The 23,053-nt window shown below is 68.5% G+C and carries 26 protein-coding genes and 1 tRNA gene; 12 read left to right on the forward strand and 15 right to left on the reverse strand.

Annotation, left to right across the window (positions count from 1 at the left end; translation table 11 throughout):
- Positions 1-65 precede the first annotated feature (65 nt).
- From AKJ13_RS06080 to AKJ13_RS06110, 7 genes are all read right to left on the reverse strand, one after another.
- Positions 66-404 carry a hypothetical protein gene (locus AKJ13_RS06080; RefSeq protein ID WP_050732552.1) on the reverse strand — a complete coding sequence of 113 codons (339 nt, stop codon included), beginning with the start codon at positions 402-404 and terminating at the stop codon, positions 66-68.
- A 417-nt stretch (positions 405-821) separates the two neighbouring features.
- Complete coding sequence (locus tag AKJ13_RS06085; RefSeq protein ID WP_050732553.1) at positions 822-1,205, reverse strand: SUF system Fe-S cluster assembly protein; 384 nt, start codon at positions 1,203-1,205, stop codon at positions 822-824.
- A 92-nt stretch (positions 1,206-1,297) separates the two neighbouring features.
- Positions 1,298-2,542: a cysteine desulfurase gene (locus tag AKJ13_RS06090; protein ID WP_050732554.1), complete on the reverse strand. Its 1,245-nt coding sequence runs from the start codon at positions 2,540-2,542 to the stop codon at positions 1,298-1,300.
- Positions 2,543-2,736: 194 nt separating this feature from the next.
- A complete protein-coding gene (locus tag AKJ13_RS06095; RefSeq protein WP_050732555.1) occupies positions 2,737-4,059 on the reverse strand; it encodes a SufD family Fe-S cluster assembly protein in 1,323 nt (440 codons plus the stop codon).
- 4 nt (positions 4,060-4,063) lie between these two features.
- On the reverse strand, positions 4,064-4,816 hold the full coding sequence (gene sufC / locus AKJ13_RS06100; protein ID WP_050732556.1) for a Fe-S cluster assembly ATPase SufC: 753 nt from the start codon (positions 4,814-4,816) through the stop codon (positions 4,064-4,066).
- A 194-nt stretch (positions 4,817-5,010) separates the two neighbouring features.
- Positions 5,011-6,480, reverse strand: a complete 1,470-nt coding sequence (gene sufB / locus AKJ13_RS06105; protein ID WP_050732557.1) for a Fe-S cluster assembly protein SufB — start codon at positions 6,478-6,480, stop codon at positions 5,011-5,013.
- A 69-nt stretch (positions 6,481-6,549) separates the two neighbouring features.
- A complete protein-coding gene (locus AKJ13_RS06110; protein ID WP_050732558.1) occupies positions 6,550-7,719 on the reverse strand; it encodes a cysteine desulfurase family protein in 1,170 nt (389 codons plus the stop codon).
- Positions 7,720-7,993: 274 nt separating this feature from the next.
- Here AKJ13_RS06110 and AKJ13_RS06115 point away from each other — a divergent pair, with 274 nt between their 5' ends.
- The 3 genes from AKJ13_RS06115 to AKJ13_RS06125 all read left to right on the forward strand — a co-directional run bounded on the left by AKJ13_RS06115 (position 7,994) and on the right by AKJ13_RS06125 (position 10,486).
- Positions 7,994-8,650 (forward strand): alpha/beta hydrolase, encoded by a 657-nt coding sequence (locus tag AKJ13_RS06115; RefSeq protein ID WP_007566723.1) that lies wholly within the window; start codon positions 7,994-7,996, stop codon positions 8,648-8,650.
- Between the two features lie 98 nt (positions 8,651-8,748).
- A complete protein-coding gene (locus tag AKJ13_RS06120) occupies positions 8,749-9,135 on the forward strand; it encodes a response regulator (RefSeq protein WP_007566721.1) in 387 nt (128 codons plus the stop codon).
- Between the two features lie 58 nt (positions 9,136-9,193).
- On the forward strand, positions 9,194-10,486 hold the full coding sequence (locus AKJ13_RS06125; protein ID WP_050732559.1) for an aminotransferase class I/II-fold pyridoxal phosphate-dependent enzyme: 1,293 nt from the start codon (positions 9,194-9,196) through the stop codon (positions 10,484-10,486).
- Between the two features lie 44 nt (positions 10,487-10,530).
- Here the strand turns inward: AKJ13_RS06125 and AKJ13_RS06130 are convergent, their stop codons facing one another.
- The 6 genes from AKJ13_RS06130 to AKJ13_RS06155 all read right to left on the reverse strand — a co-directional run bounded on the left by AKJ13_RS06130 (position 10,531) and on the right by AKJ13_RS06155 (position 16,343).
- Positions 10,531-11,700 carry an acetyl-CoA acetyltransferase gene (locus tag AKJ13_RS06130; RefSeq protein ID WP_050732560.1) on the reverse strand — a complete coding sequence of 390 codons (1,170 nt, stop codon included), beginning with the start codon at positions 11,698-11,700 and terminating at the stop codon, positions 10,531-10,533.
- Positions 11,701-11,768: 68 nt separating this feature from the next.
- Positions 11,769-13,487, reverse strand: coding sequence for an IlvD/Edd family dehydratase (locus AKJ13_RS06135; protein ID WP_050732561.1), 1,719 nt, complete (start codon positions 13,485-13,487; stop codon positions 11,769-11,771).
- Positions 13,488-13,601: 114 nt separating this feature from the next.
- Complete coding sequence (locus tag AKJ13_RS06140; protein WP_050732562.1) at positions 13,602-14,171, reverse strand: NUDIX hydrolase; 570 nt, start codon at positions 14,169-14,171, stop codon at positions 13,602-13,604.
- A 190-nt stretch (positions 14,172-14,361) separates the two neighbouring features.
- Positions 14,362-14,436: transfer RNA gene (locus AKJ13_RS06145), tRNA-Thr, on the reverse strand.
- A 139-nt stretch (positions 14,437-14,575) separates the two neighbouring features.
- Complete coding sequence (aroB, locus tag AKJ13_RS06150; protein WP_050732563.1) at positions 14,576-15,721, reverse strand: 3-dehydroquinate synthase; 1,146 nt, start codon at positions 15,719-15,721, stop codon at positions 14,576-14,578.
- A 22-nt stretch (positions 15,722-15,743) separates the two neighbouring features.
- Complete coding sequence (locus tag AKJ13_RS06155) at positions 15,744-16,343, reverse strand: shikimate kinase (RefSeq protein ID WP_039903768.1); 600 nt, start codon at positions 16,341-16,343, stop codon at positions 15,744-15,746.
- 255 nt (positions 16,344-16,598) lie between these two features.
- On the opposite strand from AKJ13_RS06155, the gene AKJ13_RS06160 reads away from it, so the two are divergent.
- From AKJ13_RS06160 to AKJ13_RS06170, 3 genes are all read left to right on the forward strand, one after another.
- Positions 16,599-16,751, forward strand: coding sequence for a hypothetical protein (locus AKJ13_RS06160; protein ID WP_007566707.1), 153 nt, complete (start codon positions 16,599-16,601; stop codon positions 16,749-16,751).
- Complete coding sequence (locus tag AKJ13_RS06165) at positions 16,748-17,686, forward strand: site-specific tyrosine recombinase XerD (RefSeq protein ID WP_050732564.1); 939 nt, start codon at positions 16,748-16,750, stop codon at positions 17,684-17,686. Before AKJ13_RS06160 ends, AKJ13_RS06165 begins: the two co-directional genes overlap by 4 nt.
- A 125-nt stretch (positions 17,687-17,811) precedes the next feature.
- A complete protein-coding gene (locus AKJ13_RS06170; protein ID WP_050732565.1) occupies positions 17,812-18,330 on the forward strand; it encodes a MarR family transcriptional regulator in 519 nt (172 codons plus the stop codon).
- An 89-nt stretch (positions 18,331-18,419) separates the two neighbouring features.
- On the opposite strand, the gene AKJ13_RS06175 is transcribed toward AKJ13_RS06170, so the two are convergent.
- On the reverse strand, positions 18,420-18,785 hold the full coding sequence (locus AKJ13_RS06175) for a cytochrome c family protein (RefSeq protein ID WP_050732566.1): 366 nt from the start codon (positions 18,783-18,785) through the stop codon (positions 18,420-18,422).
- A gap of 313 nt (positions 18,786-19,098) precedes the next feature.
- Here AKJ13_RS06175 and AKJ13_RS06180 point away from each other — a divergent pair, with 313 nt between their 5' ends.
- Positions 19,099-19,293: a hypothetical protein gene (locus AKJ13_RS06180; RefSeq protein ID WP_050732567.1), complete on the forward strand. Its 195-nt coding sequence runs from the start codon at positions 19,099-19,101 to the stop codon at positions 19,291-19,293.
- Here the strand turns inward: AKJ13_RS06180 and AKJ13_RS06185 are convergent.
- Positions 19,281-20,297 (reverse strand): NAD-dependent epimerase, encoded by a 1,017-nt coding sequence (locus tag AKJ13_RS06185; protein WP_050732568.1) that lies wholly within the window; start codon positions 20,295-20,297, stop codon positions 19,281-19,283. The genes AKJ13_RS06180 and AKJ13_RS06185 overlap by 13 nt on opposite strands.
- A 122-nt stretch (positions 20,298-20,419) precedes the next feature.
- Between AKJ13_RS06185 and AKJ13_RS06190 the strand changes: the two genes are divergently transcribed.
- From AKJ13_RS06190 to AKJ13_RS06210, 5 genes are all read left to right on the forward strand, one after another.
- Positions 20,420-20,653: a hypothetical protein gene (locus AKJ13_RS06190; RefSeq protein WP_050732569.1), complete on the forward strand. Its 234-nt coding sequence runs from the start codon at positions 20,420-20,422 to the stop codon at positions 20,651-20,653.
- A gap of 158 nt (positions 20,654-20,811) precedes the next feature.
- A complete protein-coding gene (locus AKJ13_RS06195; RefSeq protein WP_050732570.1) occupies positions 20,812-21,075 on the forward strand; it encodes a hypothetical protein in 264 nt (87 codons plus the stop codon).
- Positions 21,076-21,146: 71 nt separating this feature from the next.
- A complete protein-coding gene (locus tag AKJ13_RS06200; protein ID WP_050732571.1) occupies positions 21,147-21,404 on the forward strand; it encodes a hypothetical protein in 258 nt (85 codons plus the stop codon).
- Between the two features lie 65 nt (positions 21,405-21,469).
- Entirely contained in the window at positions 21,470-21,679 is a 210-nt protein-coding gene (locus tag AKJ13_RS06205; protein WP_050732572.1) for an Rmf/CrpP family protein, read from the forward strand.
- A gap of 14 nt (positions 21,680-21,693) precedes the next feature.
- Entirely contained in the window at positions 21,694-23,043 is a 1,350-nt protein-coding gene (locus tag AKJ13_RS06210) for an MFS transporter (RefSeq protein WP_050732761.1), read from the forward strand.
- The last annotated feature ends 10 nt before the right edge of the window (positions 23,044-23,053 follow it).

The following is a 23,053-nucleotide window of genomic DNA, read 5'->3' on the forward strand; positions in this document are numbered from 1 at the left end:
ATTCGAAGACCTGAAGTTCATGCTGCTGCTCAGCGCCGTCACGCTGCTCGGCAGCGGCCCCGACGTCATCCTGCGTTGATCGAGGCGGCCATGCCGCGAGCGGGCAGCGGGGCGGCCTGCATGAAGGCGCGACCCAGGGCCGAGCGGGCCGCGGATTCCCTAGGCCGCGTGGCGCCGCGGGGCTGCACGACGACCGGCACGCTGACGACACGCGACGCGCCCCTGCGCCAACGCCGTTGCACGGCAGGTTTCACGACAGCATCCGACGACTGACCGGTACGCAGCACCGTGCGCAACTCGGCCACGCGTGCCATCCGCTCCGTACGCATCACGAACGCGGCGACCACCAGACCGCTGAGTCCGGCCCCTTCGAGGAATGCCGCGACCACGTAACCCGGACCCATCCGTCCCCACCATTCGCACGAAGCGACGCCGCGCATACCGGCTGCCGGACTGCTGCTGTGGGCAATCGTGGTTAGCGAACGCTTAAAAACCCACCTGGATTGATGCACGAAGGCGGCGCGGTGGCGCTGAATCCACGATTTGAAGCAAGCTGAGATGCAATGGATTTGTCTATCGTTTCACCGCGAGCGCTGGATGCTGCGTCTTGGAGGCGCGCTCGACCGAAGTCTCTGCAGGTCCGATCGCGGGAATAGCAATCCCGTCTGTCCGGACCGGTCGCGTTTTGCCGGTATCGGCCCGAAATCCCCGACGCTTTAGCCGTCGCATGGGCCACCGCGCCTTGGCAGGCCCTTGCGACGGGTGTCTGCGGTCTGCGATCGACTGCTTCGAGCCCGTAGCATGAAGCAGTCTGATGCGCCCTACCACATGTCAAGGGCGACGCGGGCCTCGTCCGACATCCGGCTCTGATCCCACGGCGGATCGAACACCATGGTCACGGCGCAGGATTGTACACCCGGCACGGCGCTGACCGCGTTCTCGACCCAGCCCGGCATCTCGCCGGCGACGGGGCAGCCCGGGGCCGTCAGCGTCATGTCGATCGCGACCTTCCGGTCGTCGCCGATATCGACCTTGTAGATCAGGCCGAGCTCGTAGATGTCGGCCGGGATCTCAGGGTCGTAGACCGATTTCAGCGCGGCGACGATGTCGTCGGTCAGCCGGTCCAGCTCGGCCGGCGGGATCGCCGCGGCGGCTTCGACCGCGGGGGCGTTGGCGCCGCCGGTGATTGTGGCGTCGGTGCTCATGGTTTCCTTCTCCCCCAGGCCCGCGCAGACGGAACCGGTTTCATCGCATCTTGCGCATCGCCCGCACGATCAGGGTCGGGACATTGCGCCGATCAGGCGAACATCATCTCGGCTTTGCCGAGCGCCTCGGCAAGGGCGTCGATCTCGGCGGTGGTCGTGTAGAGGCCGAAAGAGGCCCGACAGGTGGATGTCACGCCGAAGCGCGTGAGCAGCGGCATGGCGCAGTGGGTCCCGGCGCGCACCGCGACGCCCTGGCGGTCGATCACCGTGGCGATGTCGTGGGCGTGCGCCCCCTTCATCTCGAAGCTGACGACGCCGCCCTTGCCCTTCGCGGTGCCGATGATTCGCAGGGCGTTCATCGCACCGAGCCGCTCGTGGGCGTAGTGGGTCAGCATCGCCTCGTGCGCGGCGATGTTCTCCCGGCCCAATCCCAGCATATATTCGAGCGCCGCCCCGAGCCCCACCGCCTCGACGATCGCCGGGGTCCCGGCCTCGAAACGGTGCGGCGGGTCGTTGTAGGTCACCGTATCCTGGCTGACGGTCCGGATCATCTCGCCGCCGCCCTGGTAGGGCGGCAACCGCTCCAGCCATTCCTTCTTGCCGTAGAGGACGCCGATGCCGGTCGGGCCGTAGACCTTGTGGCCTGTGAAGATGAAGAAGTCGCAGTCCAGCGCGCGCACATCGATCGGCTGGTGGACGGCGCTCTGTGCGCCGTCGAGCAGAACCGGCACGCCGTGGGCGTGGGCGATACGGACGATCTCCTCGGCCGGCGTCACCGTGCCCAGCACGTTCGACATGTGGGTGATCGCCACCATCTTGGTGCGCGGCGTGAACAGCTTCTCGTACTCGTCGACCAGGAAGTTGCCGTCCTCGTCGACCGGCGCCCACTTGATCACAGCCCCGCGGCGCTCGCGCAGGAAATGCCAGGGCACGATGTTGGAGTGATGCTCCATGATCGACAGGATGATCTCGTCACCCTCGCCGATCAGCCCGGCCCAGCCCATGCTGGAGGCCACGAGGTTGTAGGCCTCGGTGGCGTTGCGGGTGAAGATGATCTCGTCCGTGGAGGCTGCGTTGAGGAACTGGCGCGTGGTCTCGCGGGCGCCCTCGAACCCCTCCGTGGCGGCGTTCGCCATGAAGTGCAGGCCGCGATGGACGTTGGCGTAGCCGGTCTCCATGCAGGAAACCATGGCGTCGATCACCTGCCGGGGCTTCTGCGCCGAGGCGGCGTTGTCGAGATAGACCAGCGGCTTGCCGTAGACCGTCTGCGACAGGATCGGGAAGTCCTTGCGGACCGCCGCGACGTCGTAGCCTTTGGTGAGGACGGGTGCGTTCATTGTCGCGACCTTCTGAGACCTAAGTCCGTCCCATAGGCCACCTCGATCCGAGGGGCCGGAGAAAAGCGGAGGCCTCGGGAGAGTCCTCCGAAGAGCTTGGCGACCCACGAACCGCCCTTCGCAACGGCCTTGCCGGCTTCAGAAGGTTCGGGTTCGCATTTTCGGCCGACCTCGGGACGAGATCGGCCGATGGGTCAGGCGCGCGCGGCGAGCCAAGCCTCGATCTCGCCGATCAGCGCCGCGCGGGCGCCCTCGTGTGAGACCGATTCGACCGCCTCGCCGATGAAGGCCTGGACCAGCAGGCTCTCGGCCACCGCACGGGGCAGGCCGCGGGCCATCAGGTAGAACAGCAGGTCCTCGTCCGGCGCGCCGCAGGTGGCGCCGTGGCCGCAGGCAACGTCGTCGGCGAAGATCTCCAGCTCCGGCTTGTTCATCATCTGCCCCTCGTCGCTGAGGAGCAGGCAATCCGACTTCATCTTGCCGTCGGTCTGCTGGGCCGCCTGACGCACGATGATCTTGCCCTGGAACACCCCGGTGGCGTCCCCGTCGATCACCGTCTTGAACATCTCCCGGCCGACGCCGCCAACGGCGGCATGGTCGGCCAGCAGGGTCGAGTCCGCCAGCTGGCCGTCGCCCAGCATCGCGGCGCCGTTGACGACGGCGTTCACGTTCTCGCCCGCGACATGCATGAAGATCTGGTGGCGCGAGAGGACGGCACCCGTGACCAGGTTGACCGTCTCCAGGCGGGCCTCGTCGTCGAGACGCACGCTGATTGTCGAGAGCGCGATGGCGGCCTTGCCCTCGCGGTTGAGCCGGGCGTGGCGGAACACCGCCTGCTTGCCGACGCGCACGTCGAGCGCATCGTTCGGCTGGTAAGTGATGTCGTCCGGCCCCTCGTGGCTTTCCAGCAGGGTCAGCTCGGCACCCGCGCCGAGATCGACCAGCACGCGGGTGGCGGTCGAGAAGCCCTCCGACCCGGTGCCCACGAAGCGCAGATGCAGCGCCCGCTCGATCTTCGTGCCAGGGGCGACCGAGATCAGGGCACCGTCAGCCAGGAAGGCGGTGTTGAGCTGGAAGACCGGGTTCTCCCGCGCCTGCTCGACCGGGGCCAGCAGACGGAGGCGCGCATCGCCCTTGCCCATCGCGTCGTTGAGCGGCGTGACGGTGAGGCCCGCGGGCAACCCGTCGAGGTCCGACAGCGGACGGATGAGATGACCGTTCACGAAGGTCAGGCGCGCGGCATCGAGGCCGGCAAACCCCTTGGCCGACGCGACGGCGGCCTGAGCGACCTCGGGCGACGGTGCCTCGGCCGGCGGGACCGCCTCCTTCATGGCGGCGCGCAGGTCGGTGTACTTGAACGCCTCGACACGCCGGTTCGGCAGGCCGGCAGCCTCGAAGAAGCGGAACGCCTCCTCGCGGGCGATCGCCTCTTCCGAAGCGAAGCCCTTGCGGGCAGCTTCGAACAGGTTCGACAGCCCGGTCTCGGCGCTTGTGCGCAGGTTCTGGATGTCGGCCATGGGCTTACGCGGCCTCGTTGGTGCGGTACTCGGCATAGCCCGACGCTTCGAGCTCGAGCGCTAGGTCCTTGCCGCCAGTCTTCACGATCTGGCCCTTCGACATGACGTGCACGGTGTCGGGCACGATGTGGTTGAGCAGACGCTGGTAGTGGGTGATCACCAGGAACGAGCGGCCCTGCGCGCGCAGCGCGTTCACGCCCTCGGAGACGATGCGCAGGGCATCGATATCGAGGCCGGAATCGGTCTCGTCGAGCACGCAGAACTTCGGCTCGAGCAGCGCCATCTGGAGGATCTCCATGCGCTTCTTCTCGCCGCCGGAGAAGCCGACGTTGAGGGCGCGCTTGAGCATCTCCTTGTTGATCTCAAGCTTGTCGGCCGCGGCGTTGACCTTGCGGATGAAGTCCGGGGTCGAGATCTCCGGCTCGCCGCGCGCCTTGCGCTGCGCGTTCAGGCACGCCTTCAGGAAGGTCATGGTGCCGACGCCGGGGATCTCCAGCGGGTACTGGAAGGCCAGGAAGATGCCGGCGGCGGCGCGCTCGTCGGCGGCCATCTCCAGCACGTTCTGCCCGTCAAGCAGGATCTCGCCGTCGAGGACCTCGTAGTCCTCCTTGCCGGCGATGACGTAGGACAGGGTCGACTTGCCCGACCCGTTCGGCCCCATGATCGCCGCGACCTCACCGTCGTTCACGGTCAAGTTCAGGCCGTTCAGAATACGGTTGTCCTCGATCTGCACGACGAGGTTCTTGATTTCCAACATGTTAGTTCAAGTCCTATCGAACGGCGAGCCGGGTTCATGCGCCGACCGCGTGCCGTCAGTTCCTTATCGCCGTCACCGAGACGGCCATTTCGAAGGCCTTCAGCTCCGGATGCCGTGCGTGAGCGCCGTCACGCGATCCGGATGGCGACCGCAGGGATGCCGCGATCGCCTGGGGTATCCGATCCGCGGTGGACTTAGCCGACCGAGCCTTCGAGGCTGATCGAGATCAGCTTCTGGGCCTCCACGGCGAACTCCATCGGCAGCTGCTGCAGCACGTCGCGGACGAAGCCGTTGACGATGAGGGCTGTCGCCTCCTCCTCGGAGAGGCCACGCTGCAGACAGTAGAACTTCTGGTCCTCGGAGATCTTCGAGGTGGTCGCCTCGTGCTCGAACACCGCTGAGGCGTTCTTCGACTCGATGTAGGGCACGGTGTGCGCCCCGCATTGATCGCCGATCAGCAGCGAGTCGCAATTGGTGAAGTTGCGGGCGTTCTTGGCCTTCTTGTGAGCCGAGACGAGGCCCCGATAGGTGTTCTGCGAACGCCCGGCGGAGATGCCCTTCGAGATGATCCGGCTGGTGGTGTTCTTGCCGAGATGGATCATCTTGGTGCCGGAATCGACCTGCTGCATGCCGTTCGACACCGCGATCGAGTAGAACTCGCCGCGGGATTCGTCGCCGCGCAGGATGCAGGACGGGTATTTCCAGGTGATCGCCGAGCCGGTCTCGACCTGGGTCCAGGAGATCTTCGAGCGGGCGCCGCGGCAATCGCCGCGCTTGGTCACGAAGTTGTAGATACCGCCCTTGCCCTCGTTGTCGCCCGGGTACCAGTTCTGGACCGTCGAGTACTTGATCTCGGCGTCATCCAGGGCGACCAGCTCGACCACCGCGGCATGGAGCTGGTTGTCGTCGCGCTTCGGGGCGGTGCAGCCCTCCAGATACGAGACGTAGGAGCCCTTGTCGGCGATGATCAGCGTGCGCTCGAACTGGCCGGTGTCGCGCTCGTTGATGCGGAAATAGGTCGACAGCTCCATCGGGCAGCGCACGCCCGGTGGGATGTAGACGAACGAGCCGTCGGAGAAGACGGCCGAGTTCAGCGTCGCGAAGAAGTTGTCGGTCGAGGGCACCACCGTGCCCAGGTACTTCCGGACCAGCTCGGGATATTCCTGAACCGCCTCGGAGATCGGCATGAAGATCACGCCGGCCTTCGAGAGTTCCTTCTTGAAGGTGGTCGCCACCGAGACCGAGTCGAACACGGCGTCGACCGCGACGCGACGCTCCGGCGCGATGCCTTCCAGCACCTCGACCTCGCGCAGCGGGATGCCAAGCTTCTCGTAGGTCTTCAGGATCTCGGGATCGATCTCGTCGAGCGACATCGCCGCCGGGCGCTTGGGCGCGGCGTAGTAGTAGATGTCGTTATAATCGACCTTGTCGTACGAGACGCGCGCCCAGTCCGGCTCCTTCATGGTGAGCCAGCGGCGGTAGGCGTCGAGGCGCCATTCCAGCAGCCAAGCCGGCTCGTTCTTCTTGGCCGAGATGAAGCGCACGACATCCTCGGAGATGCCCTTGGCGGACTTCTCCATCTCGATGGTGGTCTCGAACCCGTACTTGTACTGGTCGAGGTCGATCGAGCGGACCCGGTCGATTGTTTCCTGCACGGCAGGCATCAGCGTCTCCTGGCAAGCCCGGTTTCAAGGACCGGGAAGCGTCTTTCGGAAAGCGTGGGACGCGGCCGCTCAGGCCGCGCACCCTCGCCGCTTATATAGGGGCTGCAAGACCCGTTCGAAGGCGTCGAGAAAGCATGACGCATCCTCGTCCACCGTGTTCCAGCCGAGGCTGACGCGCAGCGCCCCCCCGGCAAGCTTGGGATCGACGCCCATCGCCGCCAGCGTCGCCGAGCGTGCGACCTTGCCCGAGGAGCAGGCCGAGCCGGACGACACCGCCACGCCGGCGAGGTCGAGGGCGATCAGCGCCGCGGGGGCATCGAGACCCGGGACCGCGAAGCTGAGCGTGTTGGGGAGGCGCACGGCGCCGGCGGCGAACACCACCGCGTCGGGCGCCTGGGCAAGGAGGCCGGTCTCGATCCGGTCGCGCAGGCCCGAGAGGCGTGCGGCCTCCCGGTCGAGCGCCTCGCCGGCGAGCCGCGCCGCCTCGCCCATGCCGACGATGGCCGGCAGGCACTCGGTCCCGCAGCGTTGCCGGCGCTCCTGCCCACCGCCGCGCAGGAAGGCGTCGTCGAGGGCCACGTCGTCGGCGAGGATCATCGCGCCTACGCCCTTCGGGGCCGCGAATTTGTGGCCCGACAGGGTGAGCGCATCGAGCCCGAGGGCGCCCATGTCGAGGGCGATCTTGCCCACAGCCTGCACGGCATCGCTGTGCACCAGCGCTGAGCCGTGCGCGCGCGCCAGGGCGACGATGTCGGCCAGGGGCTGGACCGCCCCGGTCTCGTTGTTCGCGGCATGGACCGAGATGAGCAGGCGCTCATCCGCCAGCGCGGCGAGCCGGCGTTCGAGGACAGCGAGGTCGATCACGCCGTCGGGGGTGACCGGGACCTGCTCGACCGCACCCTCGGGGAAACGGTGGCCGGCGGCCACGCAAGGGTGCTCCGTCGCGGAATGCAGCAGGCGCGTCGGCTTCGGCTGCCCACGGCGCCCGAGCGCACCGGACAGGACCGCATTCGCGGCCTCCGTCCCGCCGCTGGTGAACACCACCTGCGCCGGGCGGGCACCCACCAGGGCGGCGAGCTGCCCACGGGCGGATTCCAGGGCTGCGCGGGCTGCACGGCCCTCCTGATGGATCGACGAGGGGTTCCCGGGCAGCATCAGGGCGCGCGCTACCGCCTCCGCCACGGCCGGGCGGACCGGGGCAGTCGCGTTGTGATCGAGATAGGCGCGGGCCCGGCTCATGCTGATTCCGTGTCGTCCCCTGGGTACGGCGCGTTACAATTCCTTGCCCGCGCACCGGTCCGCCGTGCTAAGGCGCGCCGACAAATGAGGTCTCGCCAACCGAACGGCTGGTGCAGGGAGCAAGCATTTCCCGCAAGCTCACTTACTTTAGAATAGTTCTAATCGCCTAGAACTGTTCTAAGAGCGTTTGTATGGTGTGCGTGCGGTGAGTCAAGGCTGCCTTTTCACTGCCCACGATCGCGCGGCCGGCGACCGCTGAAACGAGAGTCGAACGATGCCTGAAGTCATCTTCACCGGCCCGGCCGGACGTCTGGAAGGCCGTTACCAAGCCCCCAAGAAGCGCGGCGCGCCGATCGCAATCGTGCTGCACCCGCACCCCCAGTTCGGGGGTACGATGAACAATCAAATTGTGTACAACCTTTTCTACACCTTCGCCAATCGCGGCTTTGCAGCCCTGCGCTTCAATTTCCGCGGGGTCGGGCGGAGCCAGGGCTCGTTCGACCATGGCTCGGGCGAATTGTCCGATGCGGCTGCGGCGCTCGACTGGGTGCAGTCGGTCAACCCGGAGGCGAAGTCGTGCTGGATCGCCGGCGTGTCCTTCGGCGCGTGGATCGGGATGCAGCTTCTCATGCGCCGACCGGAGATCGAGGGCTTCATCTCGATCGCCGCCATGGCCAACCGCTTCGACTTCACCTTCCTGGCCCCCTGCCCGTCTTCCGGCCTGTTCGTCCACGGCTCCGAGGACCGGGTCGCGCCGGCCCGCGAGGTCATGCCGGTGATCGAGAAGGTGAAGGTGCAGAAGGGCGTGATCATCGAGCACCAGGTGGTCGAGGGCGCCAACCACTTCTTCGACGGCAAGGTCGACGAGCTGACCCAGACGGTTGACACCTATCTCGACAAGCGCCTGGGCAAGCGCGAGGAGGCGGCCTGAGACGGCTGCCCTACGCCCGGCCCCCGCGCCTTGACGGGGGCAGGCCCGGGGAATACGGCGCGGGCTTCGCGCGTCGCGACTGAACCTCCGCAGGTCTGATGACAGAGAGCCCGTCCGACCAACCCGTCGTGCTGCTGGTGGAGGATGACGGCCTCCTGCTCATGGAGGCGTCCGACACCTTGGCGGATGCCGGCTTCACGGTGCTGGAAGCCAGCCACGCCGACAAGGCGCTCAAGGTCCTGGAAAATCGCGACGATGTCGGCGTCCTGATGACGGATGTCGACATGCCGCAGGGCTCGATGGACGGGTTCGCCCTCGCCCGCCTCGTGGCGCATCGCTGGCCGACGATTCCCGTGCTGGTCGTGTCCGGCATGGGCACGCCCGGCCCCAACGACATGCCGGAGGGCGCCCGGTTCATCCCGAAGCCCTACGAGCCGACCACCCTGGTCCGAACCCTGCAGGCCTTCATCCGCCGCGCGGCGTGAAGCCTCTTCAGGCTCGGGCGCAGCGACGATCCGGGCGCCGAACAGCCGACCGAGAGCCATGACGGATTTGAGCCGCAAGCACCGTTTCGCGACCCGGGCCATCCATGCCGGCGCGGCGCCGGACCCCGCCACAGGTGCCCGGGTCCAGCCGATCTACTTCACCAACGGCTTCGTGTTCGATTCCACCGAACAGGCGGCCGACATCTTCGCGGGCCGCCGGTCCGGCTTCTCTTATTCGCGGGGCTCGAACCCGACGGTCGCCGCCCTGGAGCGGCGGGTCGCCGACCTGGAAGGCGCCAAGGCGGGCGTCGCGGTGTCGTCTGGGCAATCGGCGATGCTGCTCGTGCTGATGACGCTGATGAAGAGTGGCGACGCCTATGTGGCCTCGCCGCGCCTGTTCGGCGGCTCCCTCGGCCTGATGCGCCGCCTCGACGGCCGCTATGACCTGAAGCCCCGCTTCGCCGGCGGCATGACCCCCGCGGATTTCGAGGCCGCGATCACACCGGATTGCCGGGCGATCATCTGCGAATCGATCGTGAACCCCTGCGCCTCGGTGATGGACCTCGCCGGTATCGCCGCAGTGGCGCGCCGTCACGGCCTGCCCCTCGTCGTCGACAACACCCTGGCCTCGCCGGCCCTGATCCGGCCGATCGAGCACGGGGCCGACATCGTCGTTCACTCGACCTCGAAGTTCCTCGGCGGCTCCGGGCAGACCATCGGCGGCATGATCTGCGATGCCGGCGCCTTCGACTGGACCCGGACCAGCGGCTACAACCTGATCACCGAGCCCTGGCCGGACTATGACGGCTTGGTCCTGACCGAGAGCTTTCCCGAGACCCCCTTCGCGGCGGCCTGCCGATTTTTCGGCCTGCGTGACCTCGGCCCCGGCCTGTCGCCGATGAACGCGTTCCTGACCCTGATGGGCATCGAGACGCTGCCGCTGCGCATGGAGCGCCACTGCGCCAATGCCCGGGCGGTGGCGACCTTCCTCAAGGACCATCCGGCGGTGGCCTGGGTGAGCTATCCTGGTCTGCCCGGCCAGCCCGGGGAGGAGCTGGCGCGGCGCTACACCCCGCAGGGGCCGGGCTCGATCTTCACCTTCGCGCTAAAAGGCGGCGAGCCGGCCGCCCTTGCCTTCATTGCCGGGTTGGAGCTGATCTCGCACCTCGTCAACATCGGCGAGATCAAGTCGCTGGCGATCCACCCGTCCTCGACCACGCACCGGCAATTGCCGGAGCACGAGAAGGCCGCCGCCCAGGTCGGCCCCGAGACCGTGCGGCTGTCGATCGGCCTGGAGAACGAGGCCGACCTGATCGCCGACCTCAAGCAGGCGCTCGACAAGCTCGGCTGAGGGGGCATCCCCCCCCTCCTCCGCTGGCCCGATAGGGGTTGGCGCTACCGCCGCCGCTCCAGGATCGACACGTAATTGGCGACGGCCGCGCCGCCCATGTTGAAGATCCCGGCCAGGTTCGCGCCGGGGACCTGCATCTCGCCGGCCTCGCCCATAAGCTGGAGGCAGGCCATCACGTGCATCGAGACACCGGTGGCGCCGACCGGATGGCCCTTGGCCTTCAAGCCGCCGGAGGGATTGACCGGCAGGCGGCCGCCCTTCTCGGTCAGGCCTTCGCGAACGACGCGGTAGCCCTGGCCCGGCTCGGCCAGACCCATCGCCTCGTACTCGATGAGTTCGGCGATGGTGAAGCAATCGTGCGTCTCGACGAAGGACAGGTCGTCGTTGCCGATCCCGGCCTGCGCCCGCGCCTTTTCCCAGGCGAGCCGCGCACCCTTGAATTCGGTCGGATCCCGGCGCGACAGGGGCAGGATGTCGTTGACATGCGCTCGGGCGCGGAAGCCGATCGCCCGCGCCAGCCCCTCGGCGGTCTCGGCATCCGCAACCACGAGGGCGGCGGCGCCGTCCGAGATCAGCGAGCAATCGGTCCGGCGGAGCGGCGCCGCCACGTAGGGGTTCTTGTCGGAGACCGTGTTGCAGAACGCGAAGCCGAGATCCTTGCGCAGCTGCGCAAAGGGGTTGGCGACGCCGTTGCGGTGGTTCTTAGCGGCGATCCGAGCCAGTTCCTCGCTGCGGTCGCCGTAGCGCTGGAAATAGCCCGCCGCGATCCGCCCGAACACGCCGGCAAACCCGCCCTCGATGTCGGCCTCCTCCTTCCGGTAGGAGGCGCCGAGCAGGATGTCGCCGGTTTCGGCCACGGATTTCGCGGTCATCTTCTCGGCGCCGACCACCAGGGCGATTCGGCCGCGGCCGCTATCGACGAAGTCGAGGGCGGCGTAGAGCGCGGCCGAGCCGGTGGCGCAGGCATTCTCCAGATGCGTCGCCGGCGCATGGGCGAGGCCCGGTCGATTCAGGGCGACCTGCGACCCCTCGAAACCCTGCTTCGAGAAGCCGATGTTCATGACGCCGACATAGATGCCGTCGACCTGGGAATCCTCGACGCCCGCATGCGCCAGCGCTTCGCCGGACACACGCGCGACCAGCGCCTCGACATCCGGTTCCTCGAGCTTGCCGAAGGGGGTGTGGGCCCAGCCCACGATGCAGGCGCGCGTCATATGGTCGACTCCTCCCGATTCTTCGTCGAACGATGGCCCCGGGGCCGCGGCGGATCAAGCCGCGCGCGTCAGCGCGGCTCGCCCTCCCCGATCAGGAAGTCGAAGTCGCAGCCTTCCGGCGCCTGGGTGACAGTGCGCCGGTAGAGCGCCTTGTAGCCGCGCTTGGGCGCAGGCGGCGGTTCATGGTCGGCGAGCCGGCGGGCGATCTCGGCCTCGTCCACCAGCAGGTCGATCCGCTTGTCCCGGATCGACAGGCGGATCCGGTCGCCGTCGCGCACGGCGCCGAGCGGGCCCCCGATGGCGGCTTCCGGGGCGATGTGCAGCACGATCGACCCGAAGGCCGTGCCGGACATCCGCGCGTCGGAGATCCGCACCATGTCCTTGATCCCGGCCCGGGCGAGCTTCTTCGGGATCGGCAGGTAGCCCGCTTCCGGCATCCCGGCGGCGTGAGGCCCGGCATTTTGCAGCACCAGCACGTCGCCCGGCGCCACGTCGAGATCCGGATCGTCGATGCGCCGGCTGAGGTCTTCGAGGCCGGTGAACACCACCGCCCGCCCCTCGGATTCGAACAGCTCCGGCGTCGCGGCGGCGCGCTTGAAGATTGCCCCGTCGGGGGCGAGGTTGCCGGCGAGGGCCACCAGCCCGCCGACCGGTGAGACTGGATTGTCGAAGGCTCGGATGACCGAGCGGTCGACCCAGCCGGGCGGCTCGTCCAGGCGCTCGGCGAGGGTGCGGCCCTCCACATCCACGGTATCAAGATGCAGGAGCGGGCGCAGTTCGCGCAGCAGCGCTCCCATGCCGCCGGCGGCGTGGAAATCCTCCATGTAGCCCTCGCCCACGGGCTTCAGGTCGACCAGCACCGGCGTCTCGTCCGAGATTTCGTTGAAGCGCTTGGACGGGATGCGGATGCCGAGGCGCCCGGCGATGGCCGTCAGGTGGACGATGGCGTTGGTGGAGCCGGACACCGCCATCAGGACCCGGATCGCGTTCTCCACGGATTCCCGGGTGATGACCTGGGCCGGGGTGATCTTGGTCTGGATCAGCCGCACGGCGGCGCGGCCGGTCTCCTCGGCGGCGACCAGCCGGTCCGAATGCACCGCCGGGATCGCGGCGGTTCCGGGCAGCGACATGCCGAGCGCCTCGGCGATGCAGGCCATGGTCGAGGCGGTGCCCATCACCGCACAGGTGCCGGCGGTGACCGAGAGGCGGCCTTCGACCTCGGCGATCTCTTCCGCATCCACCGTCCCGGCCCGGTACTTAGCCCAGAAGCCCCGGCAATCCGTGCAGGCGCCGAGCCGCTGGCCGCGATGGCGGCCGGTGGACATCGGGCCTGTCACCACTTGGATCGCCGGAAGGCCTGCCGAGGCCGCACCCATGAGCTGGGCCGGCACCGTCTTGTCGCAGCCGCCGATCAGCACGACCGCATCCATCGGCTGGGCCTGGATCATCTCCTCCGTGTCCATGGCCATGAGGTTGCGGTACATCATACTGGTCGGATTGAGGAAAACCTCTCCGAGCGACACGGTCGGGAACGGGCGCGGCAGGGCGCCGGCGGCGAGCACACCGCGGGAGACCGCCTCCACCAGCTCGGGCATGCTCCGGTGGCAATTGTTGAACCCCGACGGGGTCATCGCGATGCCGACCACCGGCTTGTCGAGAAGGGTGCGCGAGATGCCCATGGACCGGGCGAAGGACCGTCGCAGGTAGCGGGCGAAATCGCGGTCGCCGTAATTGGTGAGACCCCGGTCGAGGCCGTGCGGTTCGACGGTGCCGGCGTCTTCGCTCATCGCTTCGTTTCCTGAGACGGGGTTCTGCTCAGCGCAGATGGAACGCGATCCAGGCGACCGCGAGAAACACCGCGCCGGTGATCAACCATTGTGCGAATACGCGATAGCGGATTCTCACGCCGCGAAAAGCTCCGGATGTCGGGCGCGCAGGGCCAGGACCAGGGTCAACGTCTTCAGGTCGGTGAGTTCGGCCCGGTCCGCCATGCCGGCGAGTTCGGCGAGCGGCATCTCCACGATCCGGATGTTCTCGTGCTCGCCCTCGGCACCGCCGCCCGCCTCCGCGCGATCCGCCCGGCCGTAGGGCGCGAGGTAGAGGTGCAGTTTCTCCGTTGTCAGGCTGGCGCAGGAATAGGTCGCGCCGACAAATTCGAGGTCGTGCAGGCGCAGGCCAACCTCCTCGAGCGCCTCCCGGCGGCCGTTCTCCTCCGGGCTACCGTCGTCGATCAGCCCGGCCGGCGCTTCCAGCTGGACCTGCTCACCGGCGGCGAAGAGAGGCGGTACCCGCAGCTCGCGCACCAGCGTGGCGACCTTCCGCTCCGGATCATAGGGCAGGACCCCCACCGAATTGCCGTGATCCTCGATCTCGCGCTCGACCACGGCGCCGTCGGCGAGACGCACCGTCGCGATCCCGAACCGGCTCCAGCCTTCGTGGACAAACCGGACGCCCAGGATCTCGGCTTTCATGGCGTATCCGTCTGCTGCGCCGAGAAACGGCACCGATCGCCCTACACGGGGACGGTGCATCCGGTTCCGCAAACGATGACAGACGGGGGCTAAATTCAGCGGCGCGCCGCCCGACGATCCATCGGAGCAGCTGCAATAGGCTGGAATGTTTCTGAATCGCCCGCGTGCCTGAACCAGCCCGTGGAGGAAATGGTGCCGGAGGAGGGATTTGAACCCCCGACCTTCGCTTTACGAAAGCGCTGCTCTACCACTGAGCTACACCGGCAACCGGCAAGATCGGCGAACCGACCTCGACCTCCTGTCCCGGGTATGATCCGAGCCAGAATCTCGCGACGGTCTGAACCGTCCCGGATGTGGCAGGCTCTTAGCGGTCCGACCGGCGCAAGGCAAGGCCGATGGCAGGGTCAGGGGCGCAGGTCGGCGGCGAGCTCGTCCTGCAGGAAGGCGCGCACCTCGGATCGGTCGATCCCGGGGGCGATGAAGCTCTGGCCGATCCCGCGGGCGAGGATGAAGGTCAGGGCGCCGTCGCGGACCTTCTTGTCCTGGGCCATCGCCTCGACGAGGGCGTCGGCGTCGCCGCAGCCGCCCGGCACCGCCTGAAGGCGGGTCGGCAGGCCGGCGAGTGCCAGATGGTTGGCGACGCGGCCGGCATCCTGCCCGGGGCAGAGCCCGAGCCTGGCCGAGAACCGGAAGGCTAGGGCCGTGCCGATCGCGACCCCCTCCCCGTGCACCAGCCGCGCCGAGTCGTAACCGGTGATCCGCTCCAGGGCGTGGCCGAAGGTGTGGCCGAGATTGAGCAGCGCGCGCTCGCCGTCCTCCCGCTCGTCACGGGTGACCACCGCGGCCTTTGCGCGGCAGCAGGCGGCAACCGCCTCCTCGCGCTCGGGGCCGCCGGAGAAGATTCCACGCCAGTTGGCCTCGCACCAGTCGAAGAACCCGGCATCCGCGATCAGCCCGTATTTGGCGACCTCCGCGTAGCCGGCCCGCATCTCGCGCTCGGACAGGGTGTCGAGGGTCGCGGTATCGGCCAGTACAAGGCGGGGCTGGTGGAAGGCGCCGATCAGGTTTTTGCCGAGCGGGGCGTTGATCCCGGTCTTGCCGCCCACCGAGCTATCGACCTGGGCAAGCAGGCTGGTCGGGACCTGCACGAAGCGCACGCCCCGGCGCAGGGTCGCGGCGGCGAACCCGGCGAGATCGCCGACCACGCCGCCGCCGAGCGCCACCACGAGATCGCCGCGCTCGACCTTCAGGGCCAGCAGGCCGTCGCAGACCTGCGCGTAGCCGGCATAGGATTTCGAGCCCTCGCCCGGCGCTACGGTGACGATGCCGGAACCGAGGCCGGCGCGCTCCAGGCTGGTCCGCAGGCGATCACCGTAGAGAGCGGCGACGTTCGCGTCGGTGACGATCGCCGCCCGGCGGCCCCCGAGGGCGGCCACCCGAGCCCCGGCCGTCTCGATCAGGCCGCGCCCGATCAGGATGTCGTAATCGCGCCCGGCATCGAGCGGCACGTGGACCGTCAGGGGAACCGGATGGGTCGAAAGCTCACTCACGGATGGGCTCGCTCGGTCTTCATTATTGGGCCGCGATCGGGCTCGGGGCCGCAGCGTTCAGGTGTGCGTCCAGCGCCTCCAGCACGTCCTGGACGACGCGGTCGTGGGAGACTTCCCGGGAGATCACCACCACGTCGGCGGCCGCGTAGACCGGGTGGCGGACCGCCATAAGGTCGCGCATCGTCGCCTCGGGATCTTCGGTGTGGAGCAGGGGCCGGTTGCCGCGCTTGCGCACGCGGCGCATCAGCACGTCGAGATCGGCTTTGAGCCAGACCGAGATGGCGGATTCCCGGATCCGCGCCCGGGTCGCCTCGCGCAGGTAGGCGCCGCCGCCGGTGGCCAGCACCAGCGGCCCGGCCCGCAGGAGGCGCGAGATCACCCGCTCCTCGCCGTCGCGGAAGCTCGGCTCGCCGTAGATCGCGAAGATGTCGGGGATGGTCAGACCGGCCGCCGCCTCGATCTCGCTGTCGGCATCCTTGAAAATCAGCCCGAGCCGACTGGCCAGGCGCCGGCCGACCGTGCTCTTGCCCGCCCCCATCAAACCGACGAGCACGATCGAGCGCAGGCCCAGCGCCCGGCGCAGGCGCGCCTCGATCGGTTCACCGACGTCCCCTTCGTTCATCGACGGCAGCATCGCATGGTCGTGGCGTCTCCGGCTCCCTGTCGCCGCCCCGCACGCGCCTCGCGGAGGGCTTTCAATCCTGTGCCAGGCTCTTAGCGCGATTCAAGCGGCCAGCGAAACGCATCCCTGTGTCCTTCCAGGCCTTGTCAGCGCCGCGATCGCATGGTGGAAACCGATCTCTCGCGACATCTTGGGAGGGCCTTTCGTGCGCTCCCCTCCCGCTACCTGCGCCCGTCTGCCCGAGGTTCGACCGACGTGCCGACCCTGTTTCGTTTCTTCGCCACCATCGCGATCCTGGCCGGTCTCGTCTTCGCGGCGATGTTCGCGCTGGCGAATTTCGTGGTCCCGACCCCCCGGGAGATGACCGTCACCATCCCGGCCTCGAAGCTCCAACCGGGCAGCCGTTGAGCGCGGTCCCGGACGGCGCCCCGGTCCCTCTCCCCTCACCGGAGGTCGCCGCCTATCTCGACATGCTCGCCGCCGAGCGCGGGGCCGGCGCCAACACCCTGGCGGCCTATCGGCGCGATCTCGACGATTACCTCGCCTATCTACGTCGCGCAGGCATCCCGCTCGAGGAGGCCGATACGCACAGCCTCCGGGCCTTCGTGGCGGATCTGGAGACGCGAGGCCTCATGGCCTCGTCGGCGGCCCGCCGCCTGTCCTGCGTGCGCGGCTTCCACAAGTTTCTCTATGCCGAGGGCTACGCCGAGGCCGATCCGAGCGTCGCGGTCTCCGGGCCGCGCCGGGGCCGGACCCTGCCGAAGGTGCTGTCGATCGCCGAGGTGGACAGGCTGCTGGCCACCGCGCATGCGGCCGCGGCCGCCACGGAGGCGGGGCCGGCGCGGCGCGCCCGCCGGATGGTCTGCCTGCTCGAGCTTCTCTACGCCACCGGCCTGCGCGTCTCCGAGCTCGTCGCCCTGCCGCGCGCCGCCGGCACCACCCGCGAGCGCTACCTGTTCATCAAGGGCAAGGGCGGCCGCGAGCGGCTCGTCCCGCTGACCGAGGCGTCCCGGGTCGCGATGACCGCGCACCTCGCCGCGGTGCCCGAGGAATCCCCGTGGCTGTTCCCGGCCGAGAGCGACAGCGGCCATCTCACCCGGCAGGCCTTCGCCCGCGACCTGAAGGCCGTGGCGGTCGCCGCCGGGTTACGTCCCGACCGCGTCAGCCCGCACGTGCTGCGGCATGCCTTCGCCAGCCATCTGCTGCAGAACGGCGCCGATCTGCGCATTGTCCAGGAATTGCTGGGGCACGCCGACATCTCGACCACGCAGATCTACACGCATGTTCTCGATGAGCGCCTGAAGGCGATGGTACGAGACCTGCACCCCCTCATGGACGGCTGAACGCCGCAGAGGATGGATGGCACGTCGCCCGTGTACGAGAATTGTACAGGTTTCACGAACTGACTAAGAGTCGCCCTTCGGCATACCGGTACGATAGCCCGCCTTTACCAGAGAGAGTTCCACCGATGTCAGGCCCGACTGCCTCGCAGAGCGGCGCTGAGCCGAACCAGGCGGGACGTGCGACCGTCGACCAGCTATCGCAGCGGGACCGGCAGCGCCTCGACAACCAACTGTGTTTCGCCGTCTACGCCGCGGCCCACGCCTTCGGCCGGGCCTACCGCACTCTGCTCGGGCGGCATGAGCTGACCTACCCGCAGTACCTCGTTCTCCTGGTGCTCTGGGAGGAGGATGGCCTGTCGGTGAAGGAGATCGGCAACCGCCTGTTCCTCGATTCCGGGACCCTGACCCCGCTGCTCAAGCGCCTGGAGGCCTCGGGTCGCGTGCGGCGCGCCCGGGATCGGGCGGACGAGCGCCAGGTCAGCATCTTCCTCACGCCGGCCGGCGCGAAACTGCGCGACGTGCTCGCCTGCCTGCCTGACGAGGCAGGCGACCGGACCGGCCTCGACATGCAGGGCCGGAAGGACCTGCTGAACGATCTCGTCACCCTGCGGCTCGGCCTACAGAACGGCCTCATCCCGGAATAGTTTGCCGCCCGCGCCGGCCCTGAATGCACGAGGGCACCCGCGCGTCTGCGCGGATGCCCCGGGATCAGTTCACGCGCGAGAGTGACGGATCAGGACTGAGTCTTGAGGTAGGCGATCACGTCGTTGATCTTCTTGTCGTCGGTGTAGCCCTGGAAGATCATCTTGGTGCCGGGCACCTTCGCCTTCGGGTTCTTCAGCCACTCGTGCAGATTGGCCTCGTCCCAGGTGATGCCCGAGTTCTTGAGAGCGGCCGAGAAGTTGTAGCCCTCGTAGACGCCGGCCTTACGACCCACGACGCCCTTGAGGTCCGGACCCACGCCGTTCTTCTGGAAATTGTGGCATGCCTTGCAGGGGGCGAATGCCTTCTCGCCAGCGGCCGCATCACCGGCCTCCTGGGCCTGCGCCGAGAGAGGGATCAGGGCGGCAAGGACGGCGCCGAGAACGAAAGAACGCATGGATTTCCTCCTTATGGCCGCTGACGCGGCAGCGTTTAGAGCAGAGCTTGCCTGCCTGGAACAGCTCTAAATAATACACACCCGTGGTGCAACGGCCTAGCCGTGCGAAGCCGTCGTCCCGGTGGATGAGTCGGCCAGCCAGACCCTCAACACCCGACCACGTGCTTCGCCGCCTGCGACGGATGGAAGCTGGAATGCAGCGGGTTCCGGCGCAGGCTCGGAGCCGCGTCGGATTGCACGGGCGATCGGTGACGCCGTAAGCTGATCCAGCCGGACCGCGCGCAATCGGCGGCGCCGGAAGCGGAGCGCCGCCATGAGTTTTCGCGCCCTGGCGATCCTCGTCACGCTCTGCACGCTCGGTATGGCGGTGCTCACATTCGCCGAGGAGCCGGACCGCTTGTGGATCGTCGCCGGCAAGCTCGGCGAAGGCGGCATGTGGACGGCTCTGGCGATCTTTATCGGGATCGCGGCCCTGCTCGGCTATCGTCGGCGCGCTCAGAGGCCGTGATAGCTCCGGTACCACGCCACGAAGCGCTCGATGCCGAGCTTCAGCGGGGTCGCCGGACGAAAGCCTGTTGCGCGGGTCAGATCCTCGATATCCGCGTAGGTGGCCGGCACGTCGCCGGGCTGCATCGGCAGCAGGATCGTCTCCGCCTTGCGCCCGAGCGCCTCCTCGAGAAGCGCGATCATCCGCATCAGCTCCACCGGCTCGTTGTTGCCGATGTTGTAGACCCGGTAGGGCGCCGCACTCGTGCCGGGATCGGGGGCGGCGCCGCTCCAGGCCGGGTTCGGGGCGGCCGGCTTCTCGGAGAGCGCGACGATCCCTTCGACGATGTCGTCGATATAGGTGAAGTCCCGGCGCATCCGGCCTTCGTTGAAGACCTGGATCGGCTCGCCGGCCAGGATGGCGCGGGTGAACAGAGACATCGCCATGTCGGGCCGGCCCCAGGGCCCGTACACCGTGAAGAAGCGCAGGCCCGTGGTCGGCAGCCCGTAGAGGTGGCTGTAGCTGTGGGCCATCAGCTCGTTGGCCTTCTTGGTCGCCGCGTAGAGGCTCACCGGATGGTCGACGTTCTGGTGGACCGAGAACGGCATGGCCGTGACCGCGCCGTAGACCGAGCTCGAGGAGGCGTAGAGCAGATGCGCCACGCCGCCATGCCGGCATGCTTCGAGGATGTTCAGGAAGCCGACGAGATTGCTCGACGCGTAGGCATGCGGGTCGGTCAGCGAGTGGCGGACGCCCGCCTGCGCGGCGAGATGGATGACGGTCTGGAAGCCGTGGCGGCGGAACAGCGCGGCGAGCCCGGCGCCGTCCGTGAGATCGAGGCGTTCGAAGCTGTAGCCCGCGAAGGGTTCGAGCCGCCGCAGCCGCGCCTCCTTCAGGCCGACGTCGTAATAGGCGTTGACGTTGTCGAGACCCACAACAGGTCGGCCGGCTTCGAGGAAGCGCAGCGCGAGCGCGTTGCCGATGAAGCCGGCGACGCCCGTGATCAGGACAGGGGGCAGGGACATGATCGGACGCCGAGGGCCGGCCGTGCCGCCGGGGTCGGCGACCTGTACCACGCGCTCGCAGCCGATTCACCCGTAGGGGATGCCTTGCCGCGCGCGACCGGCGGCGCGTAACCTCCACAGCTGTGAAGACCGACCACCGCAAACTGCCCGAGAGCCTGACGCGCTATCTGGCTCTGCCGCCCGGCTCCGTCACCGAGCCGGCGCCACCGCCCCTGCATCGCGGGAGCCGGCGGGCCGATCCGCGCTCGGCGCATCAGGCTCTGGAATCCGCGCTCCTGCGCGGCTTCGTCTACGTCATCTCAGGGCTTGTCTGGCTGCTGGTGCTCGGGCTGGTCCTGCGCCACCTCGCGCGCTGAGCTTCCTGCGTCCCGCTCCCAGGCCTGTGGATATCGGTCGATCCGCGACGGAACGGCCCGGTCGACCGGTACTTGCGCGGCCAAGTCCGGTATTGGAGGCACCGAGAGCCCGGCGCCATCGAATCGATGGCTGGGCCGGCCTTCAAGGAGATGGGACGATGGCTCTGACGGGGCGCTTCTGGTTCCGCAAATCCTGGACGGGCCGGCTCGTGCTGCTGGTCGAGGAGGTGCGCCCGCGCTGGTTCGGCCGCGGGGCCGGCAAGCCGCGCTGGCGCAACGCCCGGCTGATGGACTTCGCCGAGCCCGAATTGCGGCCGCTCATGGCGATGGAGAAGCTGCACCGCACCGGCATGGCGTCCGCGACCGTGCACAACCTCCGCCCTATCCCCGGGGGGCCGGAGCTGCGTGCCGCCAATGGCTGACCTCGGCCGCTGCGATCCCCATCTGGTGAGCGCGCGCTCCGCGGGAGCGCTCGAGACCGGGGATGAGGGCCATGCCGCGCTTCTTCTTCCACACGCAGATCGGTGACGACACGATCACCGATCCGACCGGCGTCGAGCTGCGCGATCCGGACCAGGCCTGGGAGAAGGCCCAGGACACGATCCGCGCCGCCCTCTCCGATCCGCGAAATCAGGCGAGGCTCATGACCGCCTGCCTGGTCGTCACCGATGCGGCCGGCGAGGTGGTGCTCGAATTTCCGTTCAGCGAGGCCGTCTCCCTGCCGCCGGACGCGGATCCGACGCTGCATTGAGCGCGCCGGCGCGCGCCGCCTGCCCTACATCGCGGCGAACGCGACGCATCAGGAGCAGCGCCAGCATGGATTCGCCCCCGAACGATCTCGACACGCACGCCCTCGGCCGCGCCGCGCCCGGAAAGGGATTGGCGCGCGAGGCCTGCCCCTATGCCGAGGGCACGCAGGCGCGCACGCGCTGGCTTGCCGGCTACGACGAGGCCGTCGCCGACGGCGCCGAGCCGGTATCCGGGGGAATCGCCAAGCATCCGCCGTCCGGGGAGCCGGCCCGCTGATGGATGCCAAGACGATGGACGCCAAGACTTTGGACGCCAAGACTTCGGACGCCAAGACGACGCTACCCTCCGGCCCCGCACCCCACCCCGCTCTCGACCGCAAGGCGGTCGGCGCCGTGGTGCTCGGCAACGCCCTCGAATTCTACGATTTCACCGTCTACGCCTTCTTCGCGAAGCCGATCGGCGAGGCCTTCTTCCCGGCGACCGATCCGACCCACAGCCTGCTCGCTTCGCTGGCCCTGTTCGGCGTCGGCTACGTGATGCGGCCGATCGGCGGCGCACTGATCGGCGCCTTCGCGGATCGGGCCGGCCGCAAACCGGCCATGCTGATCACCATCGCGCTGATGGCGCTCGGCATGCTGATGCTGGCCGCCTGCCCGTCCTACGCGGCGATCGGGGGCTGGGCGCAGGTCATCGTGATCGCGGGCCGACTCATCCAGGGGCTCGCCCTCGGTGGCGAGGTCGGCCCGTCCACCGCCTATCTCCTCGAATCGGCGCCACCGGCCAAGCGCGGCTTCGTGACCAGCTGGCAGATCGCCAGCCAGGGCTGCGCGGCGCTGTTCGCCGGAATCGTAGCGACCATCCTGGCGCTCATCGTCGGCGACCAGGCGATGTCGGCCTGGGGCTGGCGGGTGATGTTCGCCCTCGGCCTGTGCGTCGTGCCGGTGGGCCTCGTGATCCGGAGCCACCTGCCCGAGACCGGCGGCGCCGAGGAGGATCCCCACGCGGCGTCCTCGACGGTCGCGGTGTTCGGGCGGCTCCTGCGCGAGCATGGCCGCCTGCTGGGTCTGACCTTCCTGGTCATCGCGGCCTCGACCGTGTCGAACGCGGTGGGCACCAACATGCCGGTCTTCGCCGGCGCCACGTTGGGGTTGAGCGAGACCGCGGCCACCGCGGTGCCGATCGCGCTCGGCCTCGCCTCGGTGATCTTCCCGCTGCTGGGCGGCTGGCTCGCCGACCGGTTCGGCCGGCGCCCCGTGATGATCTGGCCGCGGGCGCTGATCCTGATCCTAGCCGTGCCGGCCTTCGCCTGGGTGGTCAGCGCCCCCAGCGCCGCCAGCGTCTACGCGGTCACGTTCCTGCTCTCGGCCCTGTCCTCGATCAACGCCGCCGCGGTGATCGTCGGCATCCCGGAAGCGTTGCCGCGCGCCGTGCGCAGTGCTGGGCTGTCGATCGTCTACGCGCTTTCGGTGTCGATCTTCGGCGGCAGCACCAACTACGTGATCAACTGGCTGATCGCCGCGACCGGCGACCGGCTGGCGCCGGCCTATTACCTCGCGGCGTTCAGCCTGATCGGGACCATCGCAGCGTTCCTGCTGCCCGAGACCCGCGGTCGCGACCTCGACGCGGAGCTCGAAGCGTAACGGTGGATGT

It is taken from the genome of Methylobacterium sp. ARG-1, assembly GCF_001262595.1.
Taxonomy (GTDB): Bacteria; Pseudomonadota; Alphaproteobacteria; order Rhizobiales; family Beijerinckiaceae; genus Methylobacterium; species Methylobacterium brachiatum.